Genomic DNA, 20,543 nt, shown 5'->3' on the forward strand with positions numbered 1-20,543 from the left:
GAAGATATGCTCAATTATGCCGCGACTCCGTTCTGCTGACAATTGCGTCAAATAGCGTAGGTCCGGTGGTCTTTGTCACCGGACCTTAAGCCTAATTTCTGTTGGCGACGATGACGGGGATCAGCAGATCTCCCCAGTTTCCGTCACCGCCATGATGACGGGCGGAGCGCACAAGCTCCACCGAAACACCGGCCTCGACCGCCTTCATCACCGATAGATTCAGCCTGTGCAGATCGTTGGCGAGCATACGGATCAGCGTTTGCTGATCGTCCGTCATGCTGCTTGCCTGCTCTTCCGTCCGTTCGCGGACGCGCGCAATGGATGCCATGTCGTTTCCTCCTCTACTCGGCAGCCGGTTTGAACTGGGCGTGTTCGGTTGATTCTCCCATGGCCGTGGTCGTGGCGCGGCCACCGGATATCGCCAGCGACACGGCGTCGAAATAGCCGGTGCCGACTTCGCGCTGATGTTTGGTGGCGGTATAGCCGCGTGGTTCCGCTGCGAATTCCGCCTGCTGCAGCTCGCAAAAGGCTTCCATCTGCCGCTCGCGATAGCCGCTGGCCAGCTCATACATGCCGTAGTTCAACTGGTGGAACCCGGCGAGCGTGATGAACTGGAACTTGTAGCCCATGGCCGCGAGTTCGCGCTGGAACCTGGCGATCGTCGCATCGTCGAGATTTTTCTTCCAGTTGAAGGACGGCGAGCAATTGTAGGCAAGCAGCTTGCCGGGATGCACCTTGTGTACGCCTTCGGCAAAGCGGCGCGCCTGCTCCAGATCCGGCTTCGACGTTTCACACCAGATGAGGTCGCAATGCGATGCATAGGCGACGGCGCGTGCAATGCAGGGTTCCAGCCCATTGCGCACCTGATAGAAGCCCTCGACCGTTCGCCCGGCATCATAGTCGACGAAAGGCTGGTCGCGCTCGTCGATATCTGAGGTCAGAAGCTTGGCGGCTTCTGCGTCGGTGCGGGCGATGACGAGCGTCGGCACACCCATGACATCGGCCGCAAGCCGCGCCGCGTCGAGATTGCGGATATGGGCGGCGGTCGGGATCAGCACCTTCCCGCCGAGATGGCCGCATTTCTTTTCCGAGGCAAGCTGATCCTCGAAATGAACACCGGCTGCGCCCGCCTCGATATAGGCTTTCATGATCTCGAAAGCGTTGAGCGGCCCGCCGAAACCAGCTTCGGCATCGGCGACGATCGGTGCAAACCAGGTCTCGACGGAGAGCCTGTCGCCTTCGGATGTCTCGATCTGGTCGGCGCGCTGGAGCGTGCGGTTGATGCGTTTGGCAAGCTCCGGCCCGGCATTGGCGGGATAGAGCGATTGATCCGGATACATCGACGAGGCGGTATTGGCGTCGGCGGCGACCTGCCAGCCGGAAAGATAGATCGCTTTCAGCCCGGCGCGCACCATCTGCATGGCCTGGTTGCCGGAAAGCGCGCCAAGCGCGTTGACGAAGTCCTCCTCATGCAGAAGTTGCCACAGGCGCTGAGCTCCCATTTCGGCCAGCGTGTAGCGGAGTGCCACCGAGCCGCGCAGGCGTTCGACATCGGAAACGGAATACGGCCGCTCGATACCGGCAAAACGTCCCTCGGGGGCATTACGGATGAGTTTGTAAAAATCTGTCATGCCAATCTCCTCTTTGGCTTTCAACGCTTGAGCGCTGATGACAGATTTTACAGAAATGGACAAAATAGCCAGAAAAACCTTTGATTTCAGAAGCAGAAAGAGGTTAGGATGAGAAGGATTTACAGGATGAATTTGTAACTTTGTAAAAGATTGTAAATTTCGGCGTGTAAAGATGTGACATGGCGGAACGGAAGATATTTGCAGGACCGAAAGTCAGGCGCATCCGCAATGCGCTGGCATTGACGCAGACGGCCATGGCCGTGGCGCTGGAAATCTCCCCTTCCTACCTGAATCTGATCGAACGCAATCAGCGCCCGTTGACGGTGCAGCTGCTGCTCAAGCTCTCTTCCGTCTACCGCATCGATCTTGAGGAACTGCAGGGCGAAACCGCCGGCGGCCTTGGCCAGTTGAAGGAAGTGTTCGCCGATCCGTTGCTGTCGGGTGAACTGCCGGGTGAGCAGGAGCTTGTCGAAGTGGCTGATGCCGCCCCCAATGCGGCTGGCGGTATGATCAAGCTCTACCGGGCCTATCGCGAGCAGGCTGCCCGACTTTCCGATTTGACGACCTTGATGGCGGGCGAAGGCCCTGCGCCTGTCGCCTCCGGCCGCCTGCCTCTGGATGAAGTCAGGGAAGTGCTGGAGCGCCGCCCCGCCTATTTCGGCGAGATAGACGCGGCGGCGGAAGGCTTTGCCAATGGACTGGCCGGTGGCCCCGGTCTGAAGGATTGGCTGAAGAGCGAGCGGGGGATCAGCGTCCGGATTCTGCCTGTCCATGTCATGCCGGACCTGCGCCGGCGTTTCGATCGTCACTCGATGCGTCTTTTTCTGTCCGAGCGTCTATCGGGGGCGGACCAGGCGCAGGAAATAGCCATCGAAGTCGCAAGGCTCGCGCTAAGATCTCAAATCGAAGCCGCGCTTGACGAATTGCCGTTGTCATCCGACGAGGCGCGGCGCATTGCCCGTTTCGAGCTGACGCGGACTGCGGCGCTCGCGCTACTGATGCCCTACGGGGCCTTTCTTCTTGCCGCCCAGAATACCCGATACGACATCGATCTCATCCGTGCCCGTTTCGCTGTCTCCTTCGGCCAGGCCGCCTCGCGCCTCGCCATGCTGCAGCGTCCCGGATCTGCCGGCATTCCCTTCTTCCTGATGGAAACCGATGCTGCGGGCCATGTCATTCGCAGAACGGGCGCCCAGGGTTTTCCGCAGGCCCGCTTTGGCGGCAACTGTCCGAAGCTTAATGTCCACACCGCCTTTCTTGAGCCGGGCAGGGTGTTGTCCGAGACGGTCACCATGCCTGACGGGTCGGCTTTCCTGACGATCGCGCGCACGCTCGAAGGGCCGGTTGTGGAGTACGGCGAACGGGCGCGGCGCACGGCTCTGCTGATCGGCTGCGATGCCGCCCTGCGCGACAGTCTGGTCTATGGCAGAAGCGATGCTCTATCGGTCGCGGTCGGCCCCGCCTGCCGTCTTTGTGAAAGGCGCGGATGCCTTTTCCGGGCCGAGCCGCCACTGACACGTCCACTCGCTCTGGACGAGACCTCTGCCGGTCTCGGAAGCTTCGATTTCCAGTGATTGTGAAATCATTGACGCCGCAGGATTTTGAGCTTGTAGGCGTAGAAATTCCTTTCTAGTCTGCAGCCAAACCAGAGGGAATAAGAGGTGTCCGGGGGCGCGATACCTTTAAAAAAACAGGAGATATCATGAGGTCAAGAATAACTAACCTGACGGCAGTTGCCGTTGTCGCTCTTCTTGCCGCTGCGCCGGCCTTCGCCCAGGAGCGTGTCGTCAACGTCTACAACTGGTCCGATTATATCGACAGCTCGATCCTCGAAGACTTCACCAAGGAAACCGGTATCAAGGTCGTCTACGACACCTTCGATTCCAACGAGACGCTGGAAACCAAGCTCCTGGCCGGCGGCACCGGTTATGATGTCGTCGTTCCCACAGTTTCCTTCATGCAGCGCCAGATCGCTGCCGGCGTTTACCAGAAACTCGACAAGTCGAAACTGCCGAACCTGTCGAACATGTGGGACGTCGTGACGAAGGGCGTCGCCACCTTCGATCCGGGCAATGAATATTCCGTCGACTATATGTGGGGCACGACCGGCATCGGCTATAACGTCGACAAGGTAAAGGCCGCACTCGGCACGGACGAGAAGCCGAACTGGGATGCGCTGTTCGATCCGGCAAAGGCCGCCAAGCTCAAGGATTGCGGCATCTACATGCTGGACTCTCCGACAGACGTCATTCCGTCCGTTCTGGCCTATCTCGGCCTCGATCCGAACAGCAAGAAGCAGGAGGACCTGAACAAGGCGCAGGAGGCCCTGCTCGCCGTTCGTCCCTTCGTTCGCAAGTTCCACTCGTCTGAATATATCAGCGCGCTCGCCAACGGCGATATTTGCATTGCGCTCGGCTTTTCGGGCGACGTCTTCCAGGCGCGGGATCGCGCAGCCGAGGCAAAGGCCGGCGTGAATGTCGACTATTCGGTTCCGAACCAGGGTGCGCAGATTTTCTTCGATGTCTTCGGCATTCCGAAGGATGCGCCGCATGTCGAAGAGGCGCATGAATTCATCAACTACATGATGAAGCCCGAAGTCGCCGCCAAGGCATCCAACTTCGTCTTCTACGCAAACGGCAACAAGGCCTCGCAGCAGTTCCTCGACAAGGAAGTGATCGACGATACGGCGATCTATCCGACGCCGGAGATCATGGCCAAGCTCTTCACGGTGCCGCCGCTCGATCCCAAAACGCAGCGACTGGTGACACGAATCTGGACCAAGGTCGTCACCGGCCAGTAACGAGATTTCGGCCCGGACGGAAACGTCCGGGCCTTTCCATTCCCGGCCCGGGTCGAGGCCGGCTGAAACCTTGTATTTTCGGGGAATAATATGAAGTCTCTTGGCAATATTCGCCGCGCATTCGCACCCTGGTCCGATCCATCAGCAAAACCGTTCATTGCCTTCAGGAATGTCGCCAAGCGCTTCGGCGATTTTACCGCCGTCAACGATCTGTCGCTGAATATCTATCACCGCGAGTTCTTCGCGCTGCTCGGCGCCTCCGGCTGCGGCAAGTCTACACTTCTGCGCATGCTGGCCGGTTTCGAACAGCCGACATCGGGCGAGATCATTCTCGATGGCACCGATCTTTCGGGTACGCCGCCCTACAAGCGGCCGGTCAATATGATGTTCCAGTCCTACGCTCTTTTCCCGCACATGACGGTCGAGAAGAACATCGCCTTCGGGCTCAAGCAGGACGGCATGCCGAAGGACGAAATGGCCGAGCGTGTCTCGCAGATGCTGAAGCTCGTGAAGCTCGAGCAGTTCGCTTCCCGCAAGCCCAACCAGCTTTCCGGCGGCCAGCGCCAGCGCGTCGCCCTTGCCCGTTCTCTTGCCAAGCGCCCGAAGGTGTTGCTGCTCGATGAACCGCTTGGCGCGCTCGACAAGAAGCTGCGCGAGGAAACCCAGTTCGAACTGATGGACCTGCAGCAGAGCCTCGGCCTGACCTTCGTTGTCGTCACCCACGACCAGGAAGAAGCCATGACAATGGCCGACCGCATTGCCGTCATGAGCCATGGCAAGGTCGTGCAGGTTGCCACGCCGGCGGAAATCTACGAAGCGCCGAACTGCCGCTTCGTTGCGGATTTCATCGGCGACGTAAACATTTTCGACGGCAAGGTGACCACGACCGCAAACGGTGCTGTCGAGATTGCCGTCGACAGCGGCTTCACGGTCCGCACTGCCTCGACCGATGCGCCTGCCATCGGTGCCGCGCTCGGCTTCGCGATCCGCCCGGAAAAGCTCCGCGTCACGCGCACGGCGCCCGCCAATGCCTCGATCAATGCCGCCAAGGGCGAGCTCTGGGACATCGGTTATCTCGGCGACATGACGGTCTTCCACGTCAGATTGTCGAACGGCAATGTCGTCAAGGCCTCCTCTCTCAACGCACAGCGCTCCGTCGATGACCCCTTCACCTACGATCAGGAAGTCTGGGTCTCCTTCGATGAGGACGGCGGCGTGCTGCTGAAGGATTGAGACCATGGGAACGCTGGCCGCACGCTTCTACAACCGCCTCGTCATCATCATTCCCTATGCTTGGCTGCTGCTCTTCTTTTTGGCGCCGTTCTTCATCGTGTTCCGCATTTCGCTGTCGGCGACGGCGATCGCCATGCCGCCCTATGAGCCGGTCTTCGCGCTCGCTGATGGCTGGGCCGGTTTCTGGGACAAGATTTCGACCTTCTCGCTCGACAATTACGGCTACCTGACGGACGATCCGCTCTATTTCAACGCCTATATCTCGAGCGTCGTCATCGCCGGCATCTCCACCTTGCTGACGCTTCTGATCGCCTATCCGATCGCCTATGGCATGGCGCAGGCGCCTCGCAACGTGCGCCCGACGCTCTTGATGCTGGTGATCCTTCCCTTCTGGACGAGCTTCCTGATCCGCGTTTATGCCTGGATTGCCATCCTGAAGCCGGAGGGGCTGCTGAACCAGCTTCTGTTGTCGCTGCATCTCATCGACAACCCGCTGATCGTCCTCAACACCAATACCGCCGTCTATATCGGCATCGTCTATTCCTATCTGCCCTTCATGGTGCTGCCGCTCTATTCGGCGCTGGAAAAGATGGACGGCACGCTGATCGAGGCGGCGCAGGATCTCGGCTGCACGCCGATCCGGGCCTTCTGGCGCGTCACCTTTCCGCTGTCGATCCCCGGCGTCATTGCCGGCTGCATGCTGGTCTTCATTCCGGCCGTCGGCGAATTCGTTATCCCGGATCTGCTTGGCGGCTCGCAGACGCTGATGATCGGCAAGACGATCTGGAACGAGTTCAATTCCAATCGCGATTGGCCCGTTTCCTCGGCCGTGGCGACGATCCTGCTTCTCATTCTCGTGATCCCGATCGTCTTCTTCCAGAACGTGCAGGCGAAAGCCGATGAGGCAGGGAGATAAGCCGTGCTCAGATGGACCCGTTTCAACATCATCTCCGTCGTGCTCGGCTTTGCCTTTCTCTACCTGCCGATCGCGCTTCTGGTGATCTTCTCCTTCAATGAATCGAAGCTCGTCACCGTCTGGGGCGGCTTCTCGACCAAGTGGTATGTCTCGCTACTCTCCAATCAGGCCCTGCTCGATGCTGCCTGGGTGACGATCCGTGTCGGCCTGCTGTCGGCCACATTCGCGACGATCCTCGGCACGATGGCGGCGATCACCCTGGTTCGTTTCACGCGCTTCCGCGGCCGCATCCTTTTTTCAGGGCTGGTCTACGCGCCCCTCGTCATGCCGGAAGTCATCACCGGCCTGTCGCTGCTGCTGCTCTTCGTCGCGATCGGCTTTGACCGCGGCTTCTGGACCATTACGCTGGCGCATACGACACTGACCATGTGCTTCGTCGCCGTCGTCGTGCAGTCGCGGCTTCTGAGCTTCGACCAGTCGATCGAGGAAGCGGCCCAGGATCTCGGTGCACCGCCGGTGCGCACCTTTTTCGAAATCACGCTGCCGATCATATCGCCGGCAGTTTTTTCAGGCTGGATCCTGGCTTTCACCCTGTCGCTGGACGATCTGGTGATTGCAAGCTTCACGTCCGGGCCGGGCGCGACCACGCTGCCGATGAAGATCTACAGCCAGGTACGCCTCGGCGTGACGCCGGAGATCAACGCGGTCTGCACCATCCTGATCGCGATCGTAGCGGTCGGCGTCATCTGTGCATCCGTCGTCACCAAGCGTCGCGAGGTTCAGCGCGAGCGCGATGAGAGGGCTGCGGCGGCGACTGCTTAAAGCTGAATTGCGTTAGGGCTGGGTTTTCGTCGGTGTGTTGAACAGCGGCACCGGCGAAATGACCGGGTTTGGCCACGAGCCGCCGATGAAGAAGGGTAGCAGCGGCAGATCGGCCACTTTGGCCGGGTCGGTCGCTTCCAGTGAGCCGGAGAGCGCAAGTCCGTTGGACTCATAAGTGATGAGACCCGACAGCGTCAGCGATTGATCCAAACCGGCAAAACGCGCGTCGTGGATTTCTGCTGTGCCGTTGGTGAAGTCGGCCTGGAGATCGAGCTTGTTGAAGGCGAAAGACCCGTTTGAGGCAGAGCTGAGGGCGAAGAAAGGCTTCTGCGCAGCCTGAGTACGAAATGCTGTAATATCCACGCCGGGAATGGATCCTGCTCCCGCCGAGAATTTCAGCTTGCCGGTGACATCGGCAAGTCCCGTCGTCCAGATCGCTTTCGGGGTCTGCAGTGAAAGGTCGAGAGAGCCGGTCGCATGTGGTAGCGGCCCCTTGAGCTGCAATTTTTCGGCAAGAGCATTGAAATCCGCATTGCGGATCGAAAGCTGCAATTTGCCGCCACCGTCGAAATCGCGGCGGGTCGCCTCCAGATGGGCAGTCATTTCGCCGCCCTCGAACTGGCTGTCGCCGATATCGAATTTCGCTTCCTCGCCGGCGACGATCACGCTGGCCCCGACATCCGCGAGCGAAAAGATCCCCATCTGCGCCTGTCGCGCGGAAAGCCGGACGTCCAGATCGAGAAGTTGCAGCGGTCCGAGAGGGCTCGGTAGCAGCATGTCGCCCAGGCCGCCGGCCGCAAGTCTGAGCGCGAAGGCATCGAGGAACGGCTTGAGGTTCATCTGATCGAAGGCAAGCGTCCCACCAATCTTCGGCCGCTTACCAGGTGCAACGGTCAGATCCATCACTCCGGTGGCGCTTGCATCGTTCAGCGTCATGCTGACATTGTTGAAGCGGAAACCGTTGGATACCGACGCCACGTCCGAGGTCACCGATGCGCTCTTGAGCGACTCGATGCCGGGGATCGACCGGCCCGACCATTGCAAGAGGGCCGGCACGTCCGGAAAGCTGGCGTTGATATTGCCTGAGACCGACGAGAGGCTCACCATGCTGCCGACGCCCTGGAAGCGCGCGGTCATCAGGTTCGAAGCGATCGAGGCCTTCATCTCTGCATTCTTGCCGGCAAAGACGAGCAGTGGCGCAGCCGAGGAAAAATCGACCTTCAGGTCCTGACCGTTGAGCCGTGCAATAAGGACGGCCGAAATCGCTCTCGACAGCTTCGGCCAGGCGATATCGGCTGCGACGTCGTCGAAGCGGTAGACATTGCCCGTCTGTGTGTCGGTCAAGGTCAGCATGCCGTCCTCGACCGTCACGGCGCCGATATCGGCGTCGAGCTTCGGATCGAGAACCTCGGTGCCGCTTTCGTCCCGCACCCCACCGATGGCCCGCGCCAGAAGGCCGGCGTAACTCCAGTCGATCAGACCGTTTTCATCACGCGTCAGCGCGAGGCTGGGCCGCAGAAGGTGAAATTGGTGGAAGCGTGTTCGGCCGCGCAGCGCATCGATAAGGCTGAAATCGGCTGAAAGGCTTTCGATGCGGCCGAGCAGCTTGTCGCCGCTTTCACGCGGTTGCCGGATGGTGACGTCATTTAGCGTGATGCGCGGCGTCGGCCAGAATTCGAGAACCGGATTGCCCTTGATCTCGGCGTGATAGCCCGTCCATTTCGACAGGGCGTCCTCGATGCCGGAGCGCACGAAGCCGGTGGAAATAAGATAGGGCGCGGCGATCCTGAGCGCGAGGAAGAAGGCAAGGCCGGCTAGCAATACGATGGTGGAGACACGGGCAAAGGCCGGCAGCCAGCGCGAGGCGGGGCCAATCCTTTTTCGCCATCTGCCTTCTCTTGACGTACCCATGAGCTCCGCCGGAATTTCAGTCGGTTACCGGTTATTTTCTGATTTTGCCGGATATATGAAATACCGGGCATATGCAAATCCAACGCGCAGCGGATCGGGCCGTTGCACACTTTATAATGCAATGCAGCATGATATAAGTTCTGCATTGGGGAGGAGGATTGAATGCAGGAGAATCAGCCGCTTTGGCAACCCACGGAAGATGGGATCGAAAATAGCCCGATCCATGCCTTCATGCAGCGCTGTGACGCAGACTTCGGTCTCGGCCTGAAAGGCTTTGAGGATCTGCATGCCTGGTCGATTGCCGATCGGGAAAATTTCTGGTCGGCATTGTGGGATTTCTGCGGCGTGAAGGGAGAGCGCGGCGCGGATATTCTCGTTCACGGCGACCGCATGCTGGAAGCGCGCTTCTTTCCTGGGGCGCGCCTGAACTTCGCCGAAAACCTGCTGAGCGGAAGCGGGCAGGGCGATGCCATCATTTTCCGCGGCGAGGACAAGGTCGAAGACCGCTGGTCATGGGATCGGTTGCGCGCGCTTGTATCACAGCTCCAGCAGGGCTTTCGCGTGCTCGGCATCGGCGAGGGCGACCGTGTTGCCGCCATGATGCCGAATATGCCGGAAACGGTAGCTGCCATGCTGGCGGCAACCTCGATCGGCGCCATCTGGTCGTCCTGTTCTCCGGATTTCGGCGAGCAGGGTGTCCTGGACCGTTTCGGCCAGATCGAGCCGAAGCTGTTCATCGCCTGCGACGCCTATTGGTACAATGGCAAGCTGCAGGACGTGAAGTCGAAGGTGGCAAGTGTCGCAAAGAGCCTCGGCGTGCCGACGCTGGTCGTCCACTATGCTGGCAACGCGCAAGACGTTGCGAGCGAAACCGCCGGCGGCGTGACGCTTTCGGAGTTCATCGCTCCCCACGAGCCGAAGCCGATCGACTTCGTGCAACTCCCCTTCGCTCATCCGGCCTATATTCTGTTTTCTTCGGGCACGACAGGCGTACCGAAATGCATCGTGCACTCGGCCGGCGGCACACTGCTCCAGCATCTGAAAGAGCATCGCCTGCATTGCGGATTGCGGCCGGGGGACAAGCTTTTCTATTTCACCACCTGCGGCTGGATGATGTGGAACTGGCTGGCGAGCGGGCTAGCCTCCGGCGCCACGCTCTGCCTCTTCGACGGGTCGCCTTTTGCGCCTGATGGCAACGTGCTCTTCGACTACGCCGCCAAGGAGAAATTCGCGATCTTCGGCACCTCGGCCAAATATATCGACGCAGTACGCAAGAGCGGACTGACGCCGCGTGTGAGCCATGATCTGTCGAGCCTGCGGTTGATTACTTCAACAGGTTCGCCACTGTCGCCTGAAGGTTTCACCTTTGTCTATGAAGGGATCAAAGAAGACGTCCAGCTTGCCTCGATTTCCGGTGGCACGGACATCGTGTCCTGCTTCGTGCTCGGCAATCCGCTCCAGCCCGTCTGGCGCGGTGAGATCCAGGGGGCGGGCCTCGGCCTTGCCGTCGACGTCTGGAATGACGAAGGCAAGCCGGTCCGCCGGGAAAAGGGCGAACTGGTCTGCACCAAGGCATTTCCGTCAATGCCGGTCATGTTCTGGAACGACCCAGATGGCGCCAAGTACCGCGCCGCCTACTTCGAGCGCTTCGACAATGTCTGGTGCCACGGCGATTTCGCCGAATGGACCGAACATGGAGGCCTCATCATCCATGGCCGTTCGGATGCGACGCTCAATCCCGGCGGCGTGCGCATCGGCACGGCGGAAATCTACAATCAGGTCGAGCAGATGGAAGAAGTGGCCGAGGCGCTCTGCATCGGCCAGGACTGGGATGACGATGTGCGCGTCATCCTCTTCGTCCGCCTCGCCTCCGGCGTCGCCTTGGGTGAAGATCTGATCAAGGCGATCAAGACCCGCATCCGTGTCGGCGCTTCTCCCCGCCATGTGCCCGCCAAGATCATTGCGGTGGCAGATATCCCGCGCACCAAGTCCGGCAAGATCGTCGAACTTGCCGTGCGCGAGGTTGTCCACGGCCGGCCGGTGAAAAATCAGGAGGCACTCGCCAACCCCGAAGCACTCAAGCTTTTTGCTGGACTGGACGAACTGAAGGTCTGATAGCGGCTGCTAAACTACAAGCTTTTGCCGTTGATCAATTCCGCGTACTGGAAACCTTTCATTAAGAAAGGTTTGTCAAAGGTGAAGCCAACTTGGAGACCATACATGAAGAGATGGTCTGGAACCGCGGTTCCCGAAACATGACGTTCTCAGACTAAGCTCTTGTTTTACCAGCACCAACTCTCGAAGGCAGCCATCGGCTGCCTTTTCTTTGGCGAGCGTTTCCAGAAGAGACGCAAAGCGGGTCTGCGTTTGAAATTGCGCGGAGAACGAGGCTTTAACCCGCTAGCACACGTTGTGACGGAAAAGTGATCTCCACCAGCGTACCCTCATTCGGCGCAGAATTGATCGAGAAAATCGCCCTGTTTGCATCGACCATTGCCTTGGTGAGCGGCAGGCCGAGTCCGGTGCCGTCGCCGCGATGACGCGACTGCGTGGAGGACACCTGCCGGAATGGCTTCATTGCCTGGTCGAGTTCGCTGCGCGTCATGCCGATGCCGGTATCGCGCACCCGCACCGCCACGCTGCCGTTCGTCTCATAGGATGTGGAAACGACGATCTGCCCGCCTGATGGCGTGAAGCGGATGGCGTTCGACAGGATGTTCAGTGCGATCTGCTTGATGGAGCGCAGGTCGGCGACGACGTCGGGAACCGACTGCGACAGGGCTGTGCGAATGATGACCCGCTGGCTGTTTGCCTGCGGCTGCACCAGTGCCACTGCTTCCGAGATCGCTTCGTTGAGGCCGACGGAGGCGAAGTCGAGATCCATCTCACCCGCCTCGATCTTGGAAATATCGAGCAGGTCGTTGACGATATCGAGAACATGCCGGCCGGAACGGCCGATGTCGTTTGCATATTCGATGTAGCGCGGATGGCCGATCGGCCCGAAGCGCTCGCTCGCCATCATGTCGGAAAAGCCGATGATGGCGTTGAGCGGCGTGCGGATTTCATGGCTGACGCGGGCAAGGAAATCCGTCTTGTGGGCATTGGCGGTTTCAGCTGCGCCCTTGGCATTGCGCAGCTCGTCCTCGGTGCGCTTCCACTGGGTGATATCGCGAATGACGGCGCAATAACCGTTGGAAGAGGTCAGTTGCCCCATGGTCATGAACAGCGGCACGAAGCCGCCTGCAGCCTCGCGGCCGATCACCTCGCGCCCATCATTCAGCACGCTTGCGACACCGTGGCCGGAAAGCCCGTGCAGATAGTCGAGCACTGCTTTCTGGCTCTCATGGGCAAACAGCATGACGAAGGGTTTGCCGCGCGTTTCCTGTTCGTCGTAGTTGAAGAGGGCGCTTGCCGAACGGTTCATCGAGCGGATATCGCCTTCCGTGCCGATGACCACGACGCCATCGGTCGCCGTCTCCAGGATCGAGCGCAATTCCTCCACCTCGACCTGCAGTTTGGCGACCTTCTCCACCATCCGGTCGGTGCGCTGGTCGAGGCGGATAACCTCGCCTTTGCCTTCTTCGCGGCTTTCGACCGGCATCAGCGCCAGCATCAGGGCGTTGGAATCTTCCCAGCGAACCGATTGCAGGCGGGCCGTGACCGGTACCAGCCTGTCATCTGCTTTGACGAGCATCATCGTACCCGTGCCGTTTTCGAGGTCGTGGCGCTGCAGCAGCGCGTCGATGCCGCCTACTTCGGAGAGAGCTTCGACGGAATTATAGCCCGTCAGCCGCATGAACTCCGGATTGCCATGGATCAGCTGGTCGCCGGCATGGATCAGTACCGCAACAGGCAGCAGATCGACGGTCGCAGCCGAAAGCCCGTCCGTCATCTTCACGCGCGGCGGAATGAAGCTGGTCAAGACCTCGATCTGGCTGACCGTCTCCTGCAGACCTTCCGTCACCTCGTCTTCCGCTTCAGCTGCAGGAATTTCTTCCGCTTCGGCAGCAGTCTCTTCCGCCAGCGGTTCTGCCGCGGCTTCGTAGATTGCTTCCTGAGCTACTGTCGGCTCGAAGGCGGAAGGCTCGTTAACTGTCTCTTCTGGAGCCGCTGCCTGTTCGACATCAGGCTCCGGCTGCGGCGGCGTGACCGGCTCGTCGTGGCGCGCGCCGAAGGCCTCGAGACGCTTGGCGATTTCACGGAAATTTGCCTGTTCGGCAGCCGTCAGGCCGCTGCCAGCGCTGTGCAATTGCACGATCTTGTCGGTGAAGCGGCGGCTTGGCGTCTCGGAAAGGCGCAGCGCCGGCGGCTCGTCCTGCCCGTCGCGCGGCTCGTGACGATGCTCGGCGACAGATTGCTCCTCGGCGACAGGTTCCGAAGCAACCGTCGCTTCCGGGACGGTTTCTTCTGCCGCTGCTTCCACGTCCGAGCCGGTGTTTTCGTCGACGGCAGCTACTGCGTCTTCGCCCTGCGGCGCAGCCTCGGCAGCCTCGTCAGATTGCTCTTGCGGCAGTTCAGCCTCTTCCGGCACCGTTTCGTTGGCCGGGCCAAGATAGGAGGCATCATGGCCGATGCCGTCTGGCCCGAGCGTTAGTCCGAGTGCCAGAGGGTCTTCCTGCGCGTCCGACAGGCGCACCACCCCGAAGCCGCGGAAACCATCGAAGTCGCGGTTGCGTGTGTAGGTCGGCAGGGCGGCGAGATCGACCGGTACGACGAGGCTCGTGCCCTCGATCGGCCAGTAGATCGTCTTGCCGGACCAGGTGTCGCGACGTGCCAGGGCCTCGGAGAGCTTTGATTCCGGATCGAGGTTGAAGAGGGCCGCGATGTCCGAGAAAGCGCTGCCGATGATGTTGCTTGCGTGCGGGCCGACAGCTTCGGCGAATTCATGCGAAACTTCGCTGAAACGGCCTTCCGCATCGATCTTCCAGACGAAGCGGGTGGCACGGCTGTTCGGCTTGAAGACGAAGCTGCTTTTCGGGGCGCTGTCAGGCTCATCCGGAACCACGGGTGCTGCCGCGAAGTTTTCGGCGACGGAAGCGGACGGCTCGATCTGTTCGGCAACCGAAGCTTCTGCACCTGTCTTCATGGTTGCTTCCGTTGCAGCAGACGCCTCAATCGGCTGCTCCATCTGCCCGTCGGTATTCTCGACGTCGACTTCAGGACCGGAAACGCCTTCGTCCACCTGCGGCTCGGATTGGGCTTCGATCGCTGCCGGTTCGCTGACCTCGACTGGGCCCTCCGTCTCGCCGGTAATGTCTTCCAGCGTTTCCTCGACTTCTTCGATGCCGGAAACGGCATCGATCGCCTCGGCTTCGGTAAAGCCGGCAGCAGGCGCCGCGACACCAGCGATATCAGCCACTGTTTCTGCCGGTGGAATTTCCTGCGGCGCAGGCTCTTCGACATTGGCGGAGGGCTCGATCGGGTCGAGATGACCGATTGCCGTCTCGACGGCGAAGAGAAGGTGGAGTGCGGGCTCGTCGTTGAGTTTGCCGACGGCAGCCGGCAGATAGCCACGACCGGTTGCGACCGGTCGCTTCACCAGCCGGTCCGGGTGGGCTCCGGCAAGCGTGATGAGTGTCCTTGCCGCCTGCTGAGTGATGCCGAGCGAGGCGAAACCTGGCGAAGCGGCTATGACGTCACCTTCGGCCCCGATCACCGCCATATGCGTGTCCGGATCATCGAGTCCCTGCAGCATCTGCGCAGCGCTTGCGCCCGCCGTCAGTGGACGAGTGGAGACCGGGACGGAAAACAGGATTGCCTTCTCGCCCGAAGCGAGACGGATGAGCTCCGATGAAGCCGGAGCCTGAACGCGCTGGAAGCCCTTGGCGATGCGGATGACAAAGGTTTTCTGGTCGCCGACTTCGCTGAGCTGGCGGGCAGTCGCTTCGAGCTGGCGAAAGGTGATATCGGCGTGGCTGATACCTTGGTCGAGCAGATCATAGACCGCAGTATGGCCAAAAAGCTCGGCTCCCGCACCGTTTGCCCACAGCAGACGGGAAAGGTCGCCCGAGAACAGGACCATGGCCTCGCCACGCGAAAATCGTTCACGAACCCGCGCATGAACGGCAATATCGATGAACGGATACTGGACTGCGGGCATGATCGAACCTGTCGCTTTCGGCCTCTTCAAATTAACTGCTTATTAATAACTGCAGGTCTGCGACCGGTCCAGAAGAGCCGGGAGCTTTCGGCCGGAAAGGTTAACGTATTGTGCGTCGCACAATAATGTTGCAATGCACAACGGAATGCCTTATATAAGATCCATCCAATTTATCGCGGGCAGGAGCTTTGCCCATCTTAAAGGAACGCGATCCGATGGCTACCATAAAGACCGATGACGTTTTTTCAATTGCCTCTTTCGACCCGAGCAAGCTGGCTGAGTCCTTCCGTGACTTCGCCGAAAAGGGTGCTCAGCAGTCCAAGGAAGCCTATGCCAAGCTGAAGTCTGCAGGCGAAGAAGCCGGCAAGACCTTGGAAGCAACGGTGCAGACCGCGCAGGCCGGCAGCGTTGAAATCGGCCTCAAGGCGATCGACGCGCTGCGCGTCAACGCCGAAAGCTCGCTCTCCCACATGGAAGCGCTTCTCGGCGTCAAGTCCGTCGCCGAATTCTTCGAGCTGCAGACCTCCTTCCTGCGCAAGCAGGCTGAAGTGACCGTCGAGCAGGCGAAGGCGCTGCAGGAAACCACCAAGCAGGTTGCCGAGAAGGTTGCAAAGCCTTCCAAGGAAGCCGCTGAAAAGGCCATGGCATCCTTCAAGGTTGCCTGATCGACAATCGCCATATGCAATAAAGGCTGGACCGCGTGTTTGGCCTTTTTGTATATTGAAGGCAAATCGGGGCTTGAATTAAAGTTCAAGTCCTCGTATGTGACCCCCGTCGCGCCGAGCGCGGCAATTGTGCGGTTGTAGCTCAGTTGGTTAGAGCGCAGGTTTGTGGCACCTGAGGTCGGAGGTTCGAGACCCCCCAACCGTACCATTCTCTCCCATAAGTTGGTATTCCTGTTCGGCAGTGCACGGCATCGGCGCTTTTTGACGTCAAAATGATGCCTCCTCGCATTTTGCTATTGCCGTTAACATTAGTTTACCTATTTATGTGCGGTGCGATGCAGCAATTGCCCAATGTTTTCGTTGCGTCGCGAAATGCTGGCGGCTTGCCGCCTGGGGGTAGGGACAGTCCACCGAGGCATTAAGGAGAATTTGATGTCCATTTCTGTTCAGAATATAGAGGAATCGACCGCTGTTTCCCCGATTGACGTGGCAGCTGCGGTTAAGGGCGCACGCAGTGCGGTTGGCTACAGTATTGAAGACCTCGCAGTGACCTGCGGTCTGGCCAATGGCGAAATCCTCGAAATTGAAAACGGCGAAAGTACCGATCCCGCAAAGCTGAGGCGTATTGCTGCAGCCCTGCAGGTTCCGATTTCTGCGTTTCTGCATATCTGACGTAGCGACGGGGCCGATCAGCAATTTCTGATCGGCCGTCGTCCCTTTTAAAGCAACATAGTTGGAACTCTTGCGGCTCCCGCACCGTTCACCGGTGACGGGAGTATGTGTATGTCCAAGACCCTTCTTTACGGCGCAACGAAGATCGACGAGACCAATGCGGCTTACGCAGCCGTCGCCAGCCTCGAACAGTTCCAGTGGAAGAACCGCGTCTTCGTTGTGATTGCCGACCGGGATAATTCCCGCGCATCACGACAGGAAAACCAGTTGCTTGCCGATCGCGATGCGCTCGACGAACGCGATATGGTCGTCCTCAAGCTCGTTGGATCGAGCATAAAACCGGTCTTCGGAAGCGGCGACGGGCTGGATGGCGAAGCGCTCCGGAAAGAACTCGGTGCGCCTGACCCGGGTGAATTCGCCGCCTTCCTGCTCGGCAAGGACGGCACGGTGAAGCTGAAAGTCAGCGAGCCGATCACATCATCGGAACTTTTCGCCATCATCGACAGCATGCCGATGCGCGCTGCCGATGCCGTCAGCGCAGACAAATAACCGGATATAGCAATCGTAAAGGAGCCGGCCATGTCCGTCCCGAACGAACCCATTCCAGATCAGCCGATGCCATCACCGGGCTGGAAACCGGTGCCGCCGATCAAGGAGCCGGAGCCTGATCGGTTGCCGGATGAAACGCCGCTTCCCAATCCTGATGAGAACGAGGAACCGGCAAAGCATCTTCGAACCGGGAAAGGCTTCAAAGGAAGATTTGCCTTTCCTCGTCGACGAGTTCCTGCAGAAAGTCGATGACGCTGCGCACGCGCACCAGATCGCGTGCGCTTTCGTGATAGGTCGTCCAATAGGCGCGGCGAATGGAAACCTGCGGCAGGATGCGGACCAGTTCCTCATATTGCCGGGCGATATAGTCGTGCAGAATGCCAATACCCGCACCGGAGCGCACGGCCTCCGTCTGGCCGATCGCCGTCGAGATCTCGAACCCGGCATCCCAGCTGCGCATCACTTCGCCGGAGAAATTCAGCGAGGCAGTGAAGATCAGGTCTTCGACGTAGCCGATGCGCGGATGCGCTTTCAGGTCATCGATATCGCCGGGCTTTTTGCGTTGCGTCAGATACTCCGCCGATGCGTAGAGCCCAAGCGTGTAATCGGTAAGCTTGGAGGAAACCAGCCGGCCCTGTTCCGGTCGTTCCAGCGTGATGGCGATATCCGCTTCGCGTTGAGACAGCGAAAAGGAGCGCGGCACCGGCACCAGCTGGATCTTCAGTGCCGGATGGCGCTCGATCAGCCTGCCCATGCGTGGCGCAAGAAAAGAAACACCGAACCCGTCAGGTGCGCCGACGCGTACTGTCCCCGCAATGGCCGTATCGGTGTGGCCGAGATTGGCCTGCGCGGCGAGCATTTCCGTCTCCATCCGTTCTGCCGAGGCAAGGAATATGTCGCCTTCTGCGGTCAACTCGCACCCATTTGTGCGGCGGATGAAAAGTCGTGTCTTCAACGCCTCTTCCAGCGATGTCAGCCTGCGCGAGAGCGTGGCGTGATTGAGCCCCAGCCGCTTCGATGCGGCTAGGATTTGCCCTGTGCGGGCGACGGCCAGGAAAATTCGTACGTCATCCCAGTTCATGGTTTTGAGCGCATCGCAATCGGATCGACGTCGATGAGCGTCAGCGATGTCACCATGTCTGATGTCTCCTTCTTGTATTTGAGGAAATGCGGCGTCTGCAGATGAGCCTCATATGCGTCCCGGTCGGCGTAGACCTCAAGGATACGGATTATGTTCGGATGATCCTTGATGGAGACGGCATTCAGAGAAAGGACACCGTCTTCCAGCGCGACTGATGCCTCGATTTCCTCGATCAGGAGCGCCCGGTAGGTTTCGATCGTATCTGGATCGATCTCCAGCTCCGCCATTCTGACAATAGGTTTCTCACTCATCGGTTCGATCTTCCCTTTGACTTGTTCCTATGCGGTGCCAGTTTTGTAGCAGGAGCGCTCACTGCAGTCGTAGGACTACAATATACGCACAACGGTTGCTTACTATAGCGCATTGATTTGTGAAAATTGAAGTGCGATTGTTGTGCCATCCAGAATATCAGGAGGAATACCCATGCGTGAGATTGGTCATTTCATTGGCGGCAAGAAGGTTGCCGGCACCAGCGGCCGCACCAGCGACGTCTTCAATCCGGCGACCGGCGAAGTGCAGGCAAAGGTGGCGCTCGCAAGCGTCGAGGAACTGCGCGCCGCCGTTGCAAACGCCAAGGCCGCGCAGCCGAAATGGGCTGCCACCAACCCGCAGCGTCGTGCACGCGTCTTCTTCAAGTTCGTCGATCTCCTGAACCAGCACATGGACGAGCTTGCGACGCTGCTCTCCAGCGAGCACGGCAAGACGGTCGAGGATTCCAAAGGCGATGTGATCCGCGGCCTCGAAGTCTGTGAATTCGTCTGCGGCATCCCGCATCTTGCCAAGGGTGAGTTCACCGAAGGTGCCGGTCCTGCGATCGACATGTATTCGATCCGCCAGCCGGTCGGCATTGGCGCGGGCATCACGCCCTTCAACTTTCCGGGCATGATCCCGATGTGGATGTTTGCTCCGGCGATCGCCTGCGGCAATGCCTTCATCCTTAAGCCCTCCGAGCGCGATCCCTCTCTGCCGATCCGCCTTGCCGAACTGATGATCGAGGCTGGTCTGCCGGCTGGCATCCTCAACGTCGTCAACGGCGACAAGACTGCCGTTGATGCGATCCTCACCGATCCCGATATTGGTGCCGTCTCTTTCGTCGGCTCCACGCCGATCGCCCGTTACGTCTATGGAACGGCTGCATCGAACGGCAAGCGCGCCCAGTGCTTCGGCGGTGCCAAGAACCACATGATCATCATGCCCGATGCCGATATGGACCAGGCCGTCAACGCCCTGATGGGCGCCGGCTACGGTTCGGCCGGCGAGCGCTGCATGGCCGTCTCCGTTGCCGTCCCGGTCGGTGAAGAAACCGCCAACCGCCTCGTTGAAAAGCTGGTGCCGAAGATCGAGTCCCTGCGCATCGGCCCTTACACCGACGACAAGGCCGATATGGGTCCCGTCATCACCAAGGATGCCTATAACCGCATCCAGGGCCTGATCAGCAAGGGCATCGAAGAAGGCGCCAAGCTCGTCGTCGACGGCCGCGATTTCAAACTTCAGGGTTATGAAGACGGCTATTTTGTCGGCGGCTGCCTGTTCGACCACGTCACGCCCGAGATGGACATCTACAAGACCGAGATCTTCGGACCGGTCCTTTCGGTCGTCCGCGCCCATAACTATGAAGAAGCTCTGTCCCTGCCGATGAAGCATGAATACGGCAACGGCGTTGCGATCTTCACGCGTGACGGCGATGCTGCCCGCGACTTCGCCTCCCGCGTCAATATCGGCATGATCGGCATCAACGTTCCGATCCCGGTGCCGCTTGCTTACCATTCCTTCGGCGGCTGGAAGGCTTCGAGCTTCGGCGACCTCAACCAGCACGGTACGGATTCCATCAAGTTCTGGACCCGGACCAAGACTGTTACCGCGCGCTGGCCCTCGGGTATCAAGGGCGACGCCGAATTCGTCATGCCGACGATGAAGTAAGGCTAAAGAGACCTGAAATCAGAAATTGAGGGCCGAAAGGCCCTCTTTTTCTTTGATTGTACTTTCGCGGTTTTCCCAAGGCTGAAGCCAGCGGCAATCGGCCTCAGTTAAGCTGAATGTGAATTTCATATTTTGGAATTGTTCAAAACTGCGAATGCCACTATATACCCCTTGCAAAGACGA

Annotated in this window: 17 protein-coding genes and 1 tRNA gene; 12 read left to right on the forward strand and 6 right to left on the reverse strand. The window is 59.5% G+C overall.

The window, feature by feature from the left end:
• Window positions 1–91: 91 nt before the first annotated feature.
• The gene (locus FHT93_RS14175; protein WP_018115093.1) at window positions 92–328 is read right to left on the reverse strand and encodes a hypothetical protein; all 237 of its coding nucleotides are present in this window, start codon (window positions 326–328) and stop codon (window positions 92–94) included.
• A gap of 13 nt (window positions 329–341) precedes the next feature.
• Window positions 342–1,631 (reverse strand): isocitrate lyase, encoded by a 1,290-nt coding sequence (gene aceA / locus FHT93_RS14180; RefSeq protein WP_183848014.1) that lies wholly within the window; start codon window positions 1,629–1,631, stop codon window positions 342–344.
• A 179-nt stretch (window positions 1,632–1,810) separates the two neighbouring features.
• Here aceA and FHT93_RS14185 point away from each other — a divergent pair, with 179 nt between their 5' ends.
• The 5 genes from FHT93_RS14185 to FHT93_RS14205 all read left to right on the forward strand — a co-directional run bounded on the left by FHT93_RS14185 (window position 1,811) and on the right by FHT93_RS14205 (window position 7,402).
• Complete coding sequence (locus FHT93_RS14185) at window positions 1,811–3,205, forward strand: XRE family transcriptional regulator (RefSeq protein WP_183848016.1); 1,395 nt, start codon at window positions 1,811–1,813, stop codon at window positions 3,203–3,205.
• A gap of 128 nt (window positions 3,206–3,333) precedes the next feature.
• Window positions 3,334–4,431, forward strand: a complete 1,098-nt coding sequence (locus tag FHT93_RS14190; RefSeq protein WP_018115090.1) for a polyamine ABC transporter substrate-binding protein — start codon at window positions 3,334–3,336, stop codon at window positions 4,429–4,431.
• 90 nt (window positions 4,432–4,521) lie between these two features.
• Window positions 4,522–5,664 carry an ABC transporter ATP-binding protein gene (locus tag FHT93_RS14195; RefSeq protein WP_183848018.1) on the forward strand — a complete coding sequence of 381 codons (1,143 nt, stop codon included), beginning with the start codon at window positions 4,522–4,524 and terminating at the stop codon, window positions 5,662–5,664.
• Window positions 5,665–5,668: 4 nt separating this feature from the next.
• Complete coding sequence (locus FHT93_RS14200) at window positions 5,669–6,580, forward strand: ABC transporter permease subunit (RefSeq protein ID WP_018115088.1); 912 nt, start codon at window positions 5,669–5,671, stop codon at window positions 6,578–6,580.
• A 3-nt stretch (window positions 6,581–6,583) separates the two neighbouring features.
• On the forward strand, window positions 6,584–7,402 hold the full coding sequence (locus tag FHT93_RS14205) for an ABC transporter permease (protein ID WP_018115087.1): 819 nt from the start codon (window positions 6,584–6,586) through the stop codon (window positions 7,400–7,402).
• A 12-nt stretch (window positions 7,403–7,414) separates the two neighbouring features.
• Here the strand turns inward: FHT93_RS14205 and FHT93_RS14210 are convergent, their stop codons facing one another.
• Window positions 7,415–9,313: an AsmA-like C-terminal region-containing protein gene (locus tag FHT93_RS14210; protein ID WP_183848020.1), complete on the reverse strand. Its 1,899-nt coding sequence runs from the start codon at window positions 9,311–9,313 to the stop codon at window positions 7,415–7,417.
• A 162-nt stretch (window positions 9,314–9,475) separates the two neighbouring features.
• Here FHT93_RS14210 and FHT93_RS14215 point away from each other — a divergent pair, with 162 nt between their 5' ends.
• Window positions 9,476–11,428, forward strand: coding sequence for an acetoacetate--CoA ligase (locus FHT93_RS14215; RefSeq protein WP_183848022.1), 1,953 nt, complete (start codon window positions 9,476–9,478; stop codon window positions 11,426–11,428).
• Window positions 11,429–11,705: 277 nt separating this feature from the next.
• Here the strand turns inward: FHT93_RS14215 and FHT93_RS14220 are convergent, their stop codons facing one another.
• Window positions 11,706–15,413: a PAS domain-containing sensor histidine kinase gene (locus tag FHT93_RS14220; RefSeq protein ID WP_183848024.1), complete on the reverse strand. Its 3,708-nt coding sequence runs from the start codon at window positions 15,411–15,413 to the stop codon at window positions 11,706–11,708.
• 215 nt (window positions 15,414–15,628) lie between these two features.
• Between FHT93_RS14220 and FHT93_RS14225 the strand changes: the two genes are divergently transcribed.
• From FHT93_RS14225 to FHT93_RS35525, 5 genes are all read left to right on the forward strand, one after another.
• The gene (locus FHT93_RS14225) at window positions 15,629–16,078 is read left to right on the forward strand and encodes a phasin (RefSeq protein WP_018115083.1); all 450 of its coding nucleotides are present in this window, start codon (window positions 15,629–15,631) and stop codon (window positions 16,076–16,078) included.
• A 131-nt stretch (window positions 16,079–16,209) separates the two neighbouring features.
• A tRNA-His gene (locus tag FHT93_RS14230) sits at window positions 16,210–16,286 on the forward strand.
• A gap of 224 nt (window positions 16,287–16,510) precedes the next feature.
• Window positions 16,511–16,750, forward strand: coding sequence for a helix-turn-helix transcriptional regulator (locus tag FHT93_RS14235; RefSeq protein ID WP_018115082.1), 240 nt, complete (start codon window positions 16,511–16,513; stop codon window positions 16,748–16,750).
• A gap of 111 nt (window positions 16,751–16,861) precedes the next feature.
• On the forward strand, window positions 16,862–17,299 hold the full coding sequence (locus FHT93_RS14240; RefSeq protein ID WP_183848035.1) for a DUF4174 domain-containing protein: 438 nt from the start codon (window positions 16,862–16,864) through the stop codon (window positions 17,297–17,299).
• Window positions 17,300–17,329: 30 nt separating this feature from the next.
• Window positions 17,330–17,551 carry a hypothetical protein gene (locus FHT93_RS35525; RefSeq protein WP_246781604.1) on the forward strand — a complete coding sequence of 74 codons (222 nt, stop codon included), beginning with the start codon at window positions 17,330–17,332 and terminating at the stop codon, window positions 17,549–17,551.
• On the opposite strand, the gene FHT93_RS14245 is transcribed toward FHT93_RS35525, so the two are convergent.
• Both FHT93_RS14245 and FHT93_RS14250 read right to left on the reverse strand, forming a co-directional pair.
• Entirely contained in the window at window positions 17,499–18,380 is an 882-nt protein-coding gene (locus FHT93_RS14245) for a LysR family transcriptional regulator (RefSeq protein ID WP_183848037.1), read from the reverse strand. The genes FHT93_RS35525 and FHT93_RS14245 overlap by 53 nt on opposite strands.
• Entirely contained in the window at window positions 18,377–18,691 is a 315-nt protein-coding gene (locus FHT93_RS14250) for a putative quinol monooxygenase (protein ID WP_183848039.1), read from the reverse strand. Before FHT93_RS14250 ends, FHT93_RS14245 begins: the two co-directional genes overlap by 4 nt.
• 172 nt (window positions 18,692–18,863) lie before the next feature.
• Between FHT93_RS14250 and FHT93_RS14255 the strand changes: the two genes are divergently transcribed.
• Complete coding sequence (locus FHT93_RS14255; RefSeq protein WP_183848041.1) at window positions 18,864–20,360, forward strand: CoA-acylating methylmalonate-semialdehyde dehydrogenase; 1,497 nt, start codon at window positions 18,864–18,866, stop codon at window positions 20,358–20,360.
• Window positions 20,361–20,543: the final 183 nt, after the last annotated feature.

Source organism: Rhizobium sp. BK379, assembly GCF_014193955.1.
In the GTDB taxonomy this organism is placed as follows: Bacteria; Pseudomonadota; Alphaproteobacteria; order Rhizobiales; family Rhizobiaceae; genus Rhizobium.

Bases quoted from the DNA above. Each gene is read 5' to 3' on its own strand.
- FHT93_RS14200 (WP_018115088.1), top strand. From the start codon at position 5,669: ATGGGAACGCTGGCCGCACGCTTCTACAACCGCCTCGTCATCATCATT.
- aceA (WP_183848014.1), bottom strand. From the start codon at position 1,631: ATGACAGATTTTTACAAACTCATCCGTAATGCCCCCGAGGGACGTTTT.
- FHT93_RS14245 (WP_183848037.1), bottom strand. From the start codon at position 18,380: ATGAACTGGGATGACGTACGAATTTTCCTGGCCGTCGCCCGCACAGGG.
- FHT93_RS14210 (WP_183848020.1), bottom strand. From the start codon at position 9,313: ATGGGTACGTCAAGAGAAGGCAGATGGCGAAAAAGGATTGGCCCCGCC.
- FHT93_RS14250 (WP_183848039.1), bottom strand. From the start codon at position 18,691: ATGAGTGAGAAACCTATTGTCAGAATGGCGGAGCTGGAGATCGATCCA.
- FHT93_RS14235 (WP_018115082.1), top strand. From the start codon at position 16,511: ATGTCCATTTCTGTTCAGAATATAGAGGAATCGACCGCTGTTTCCCCG.
- FHT93_RS35525 (WP_246781604.1), top strand. From the start codon at position 17,330: ATGTCCGTCCCGAACGAACCCATTCCAGATCAGCCGATGCCATCACCG.
- FHT93_RS14190 (WP_018115090.1), top strand. From the start codon at position 3,334: ATGAGGTCAAGAATAACTAACCTGACGGCAGTTGCCGTTGTCGCTCTT.
- FHT93_RS14225 (WP_018115083.1), top strand. From the start codon at position 15,629: ATGGCTACCATAAAGACCGATGACGTTTTTTCAATTGCCTCTTTCGAC.
- FHT93_RS14220 (WP_183848024.1), bottom strand. From the start codon at position 15,413: ATGCCCGCAGTCCAGTATCCGTTCATCGATATTGCCGTTCATGCGCGG.
- FHT93_RS14255 (WP_183848041.1), top strand. From the start codon at position 18,864: ATGCGTGAGATTGGTCATTTCATTGGCGGCAAGAAGGTTGCCGGCACC.
- FHT93_RS14215 (WP_183848022.1), top strand. From the start codon at position 9,476: ATGCAGGAGAATCAGCCGCTTTGGCAACCCACGGAAGATGGGATCGAA.
- FHT93_RS14185 (WP_183848016.1), top strand. From the start codon at position 1,811: ATGGCGGAACGGAAGATATTTGCAGGACCGAAAGTCAGGCGCATCCGC.
- FHT93_RS14175 (WP_018115093.1), bottom strand. From the start codon at position 328: ATGGCATCCATTGCGCGCGTCCGCGAACGGACGGAAGAGCAGGCAAGC.
- FHT93_RS14240 (WP_183848035.1), top strand. From the start codon at position 16,862: ATGTCCAAGACCCTTCTTTACGGCGCAACGAAGATCGACGAGACCAAT.
- FHT93_RS14195 (WP_183848018.1), top strand. From the start codon at position 4,522: ATGAAGTCTCTTGGCAATATTCGCCGCGCATTCGCACCCTGGTCCGAT.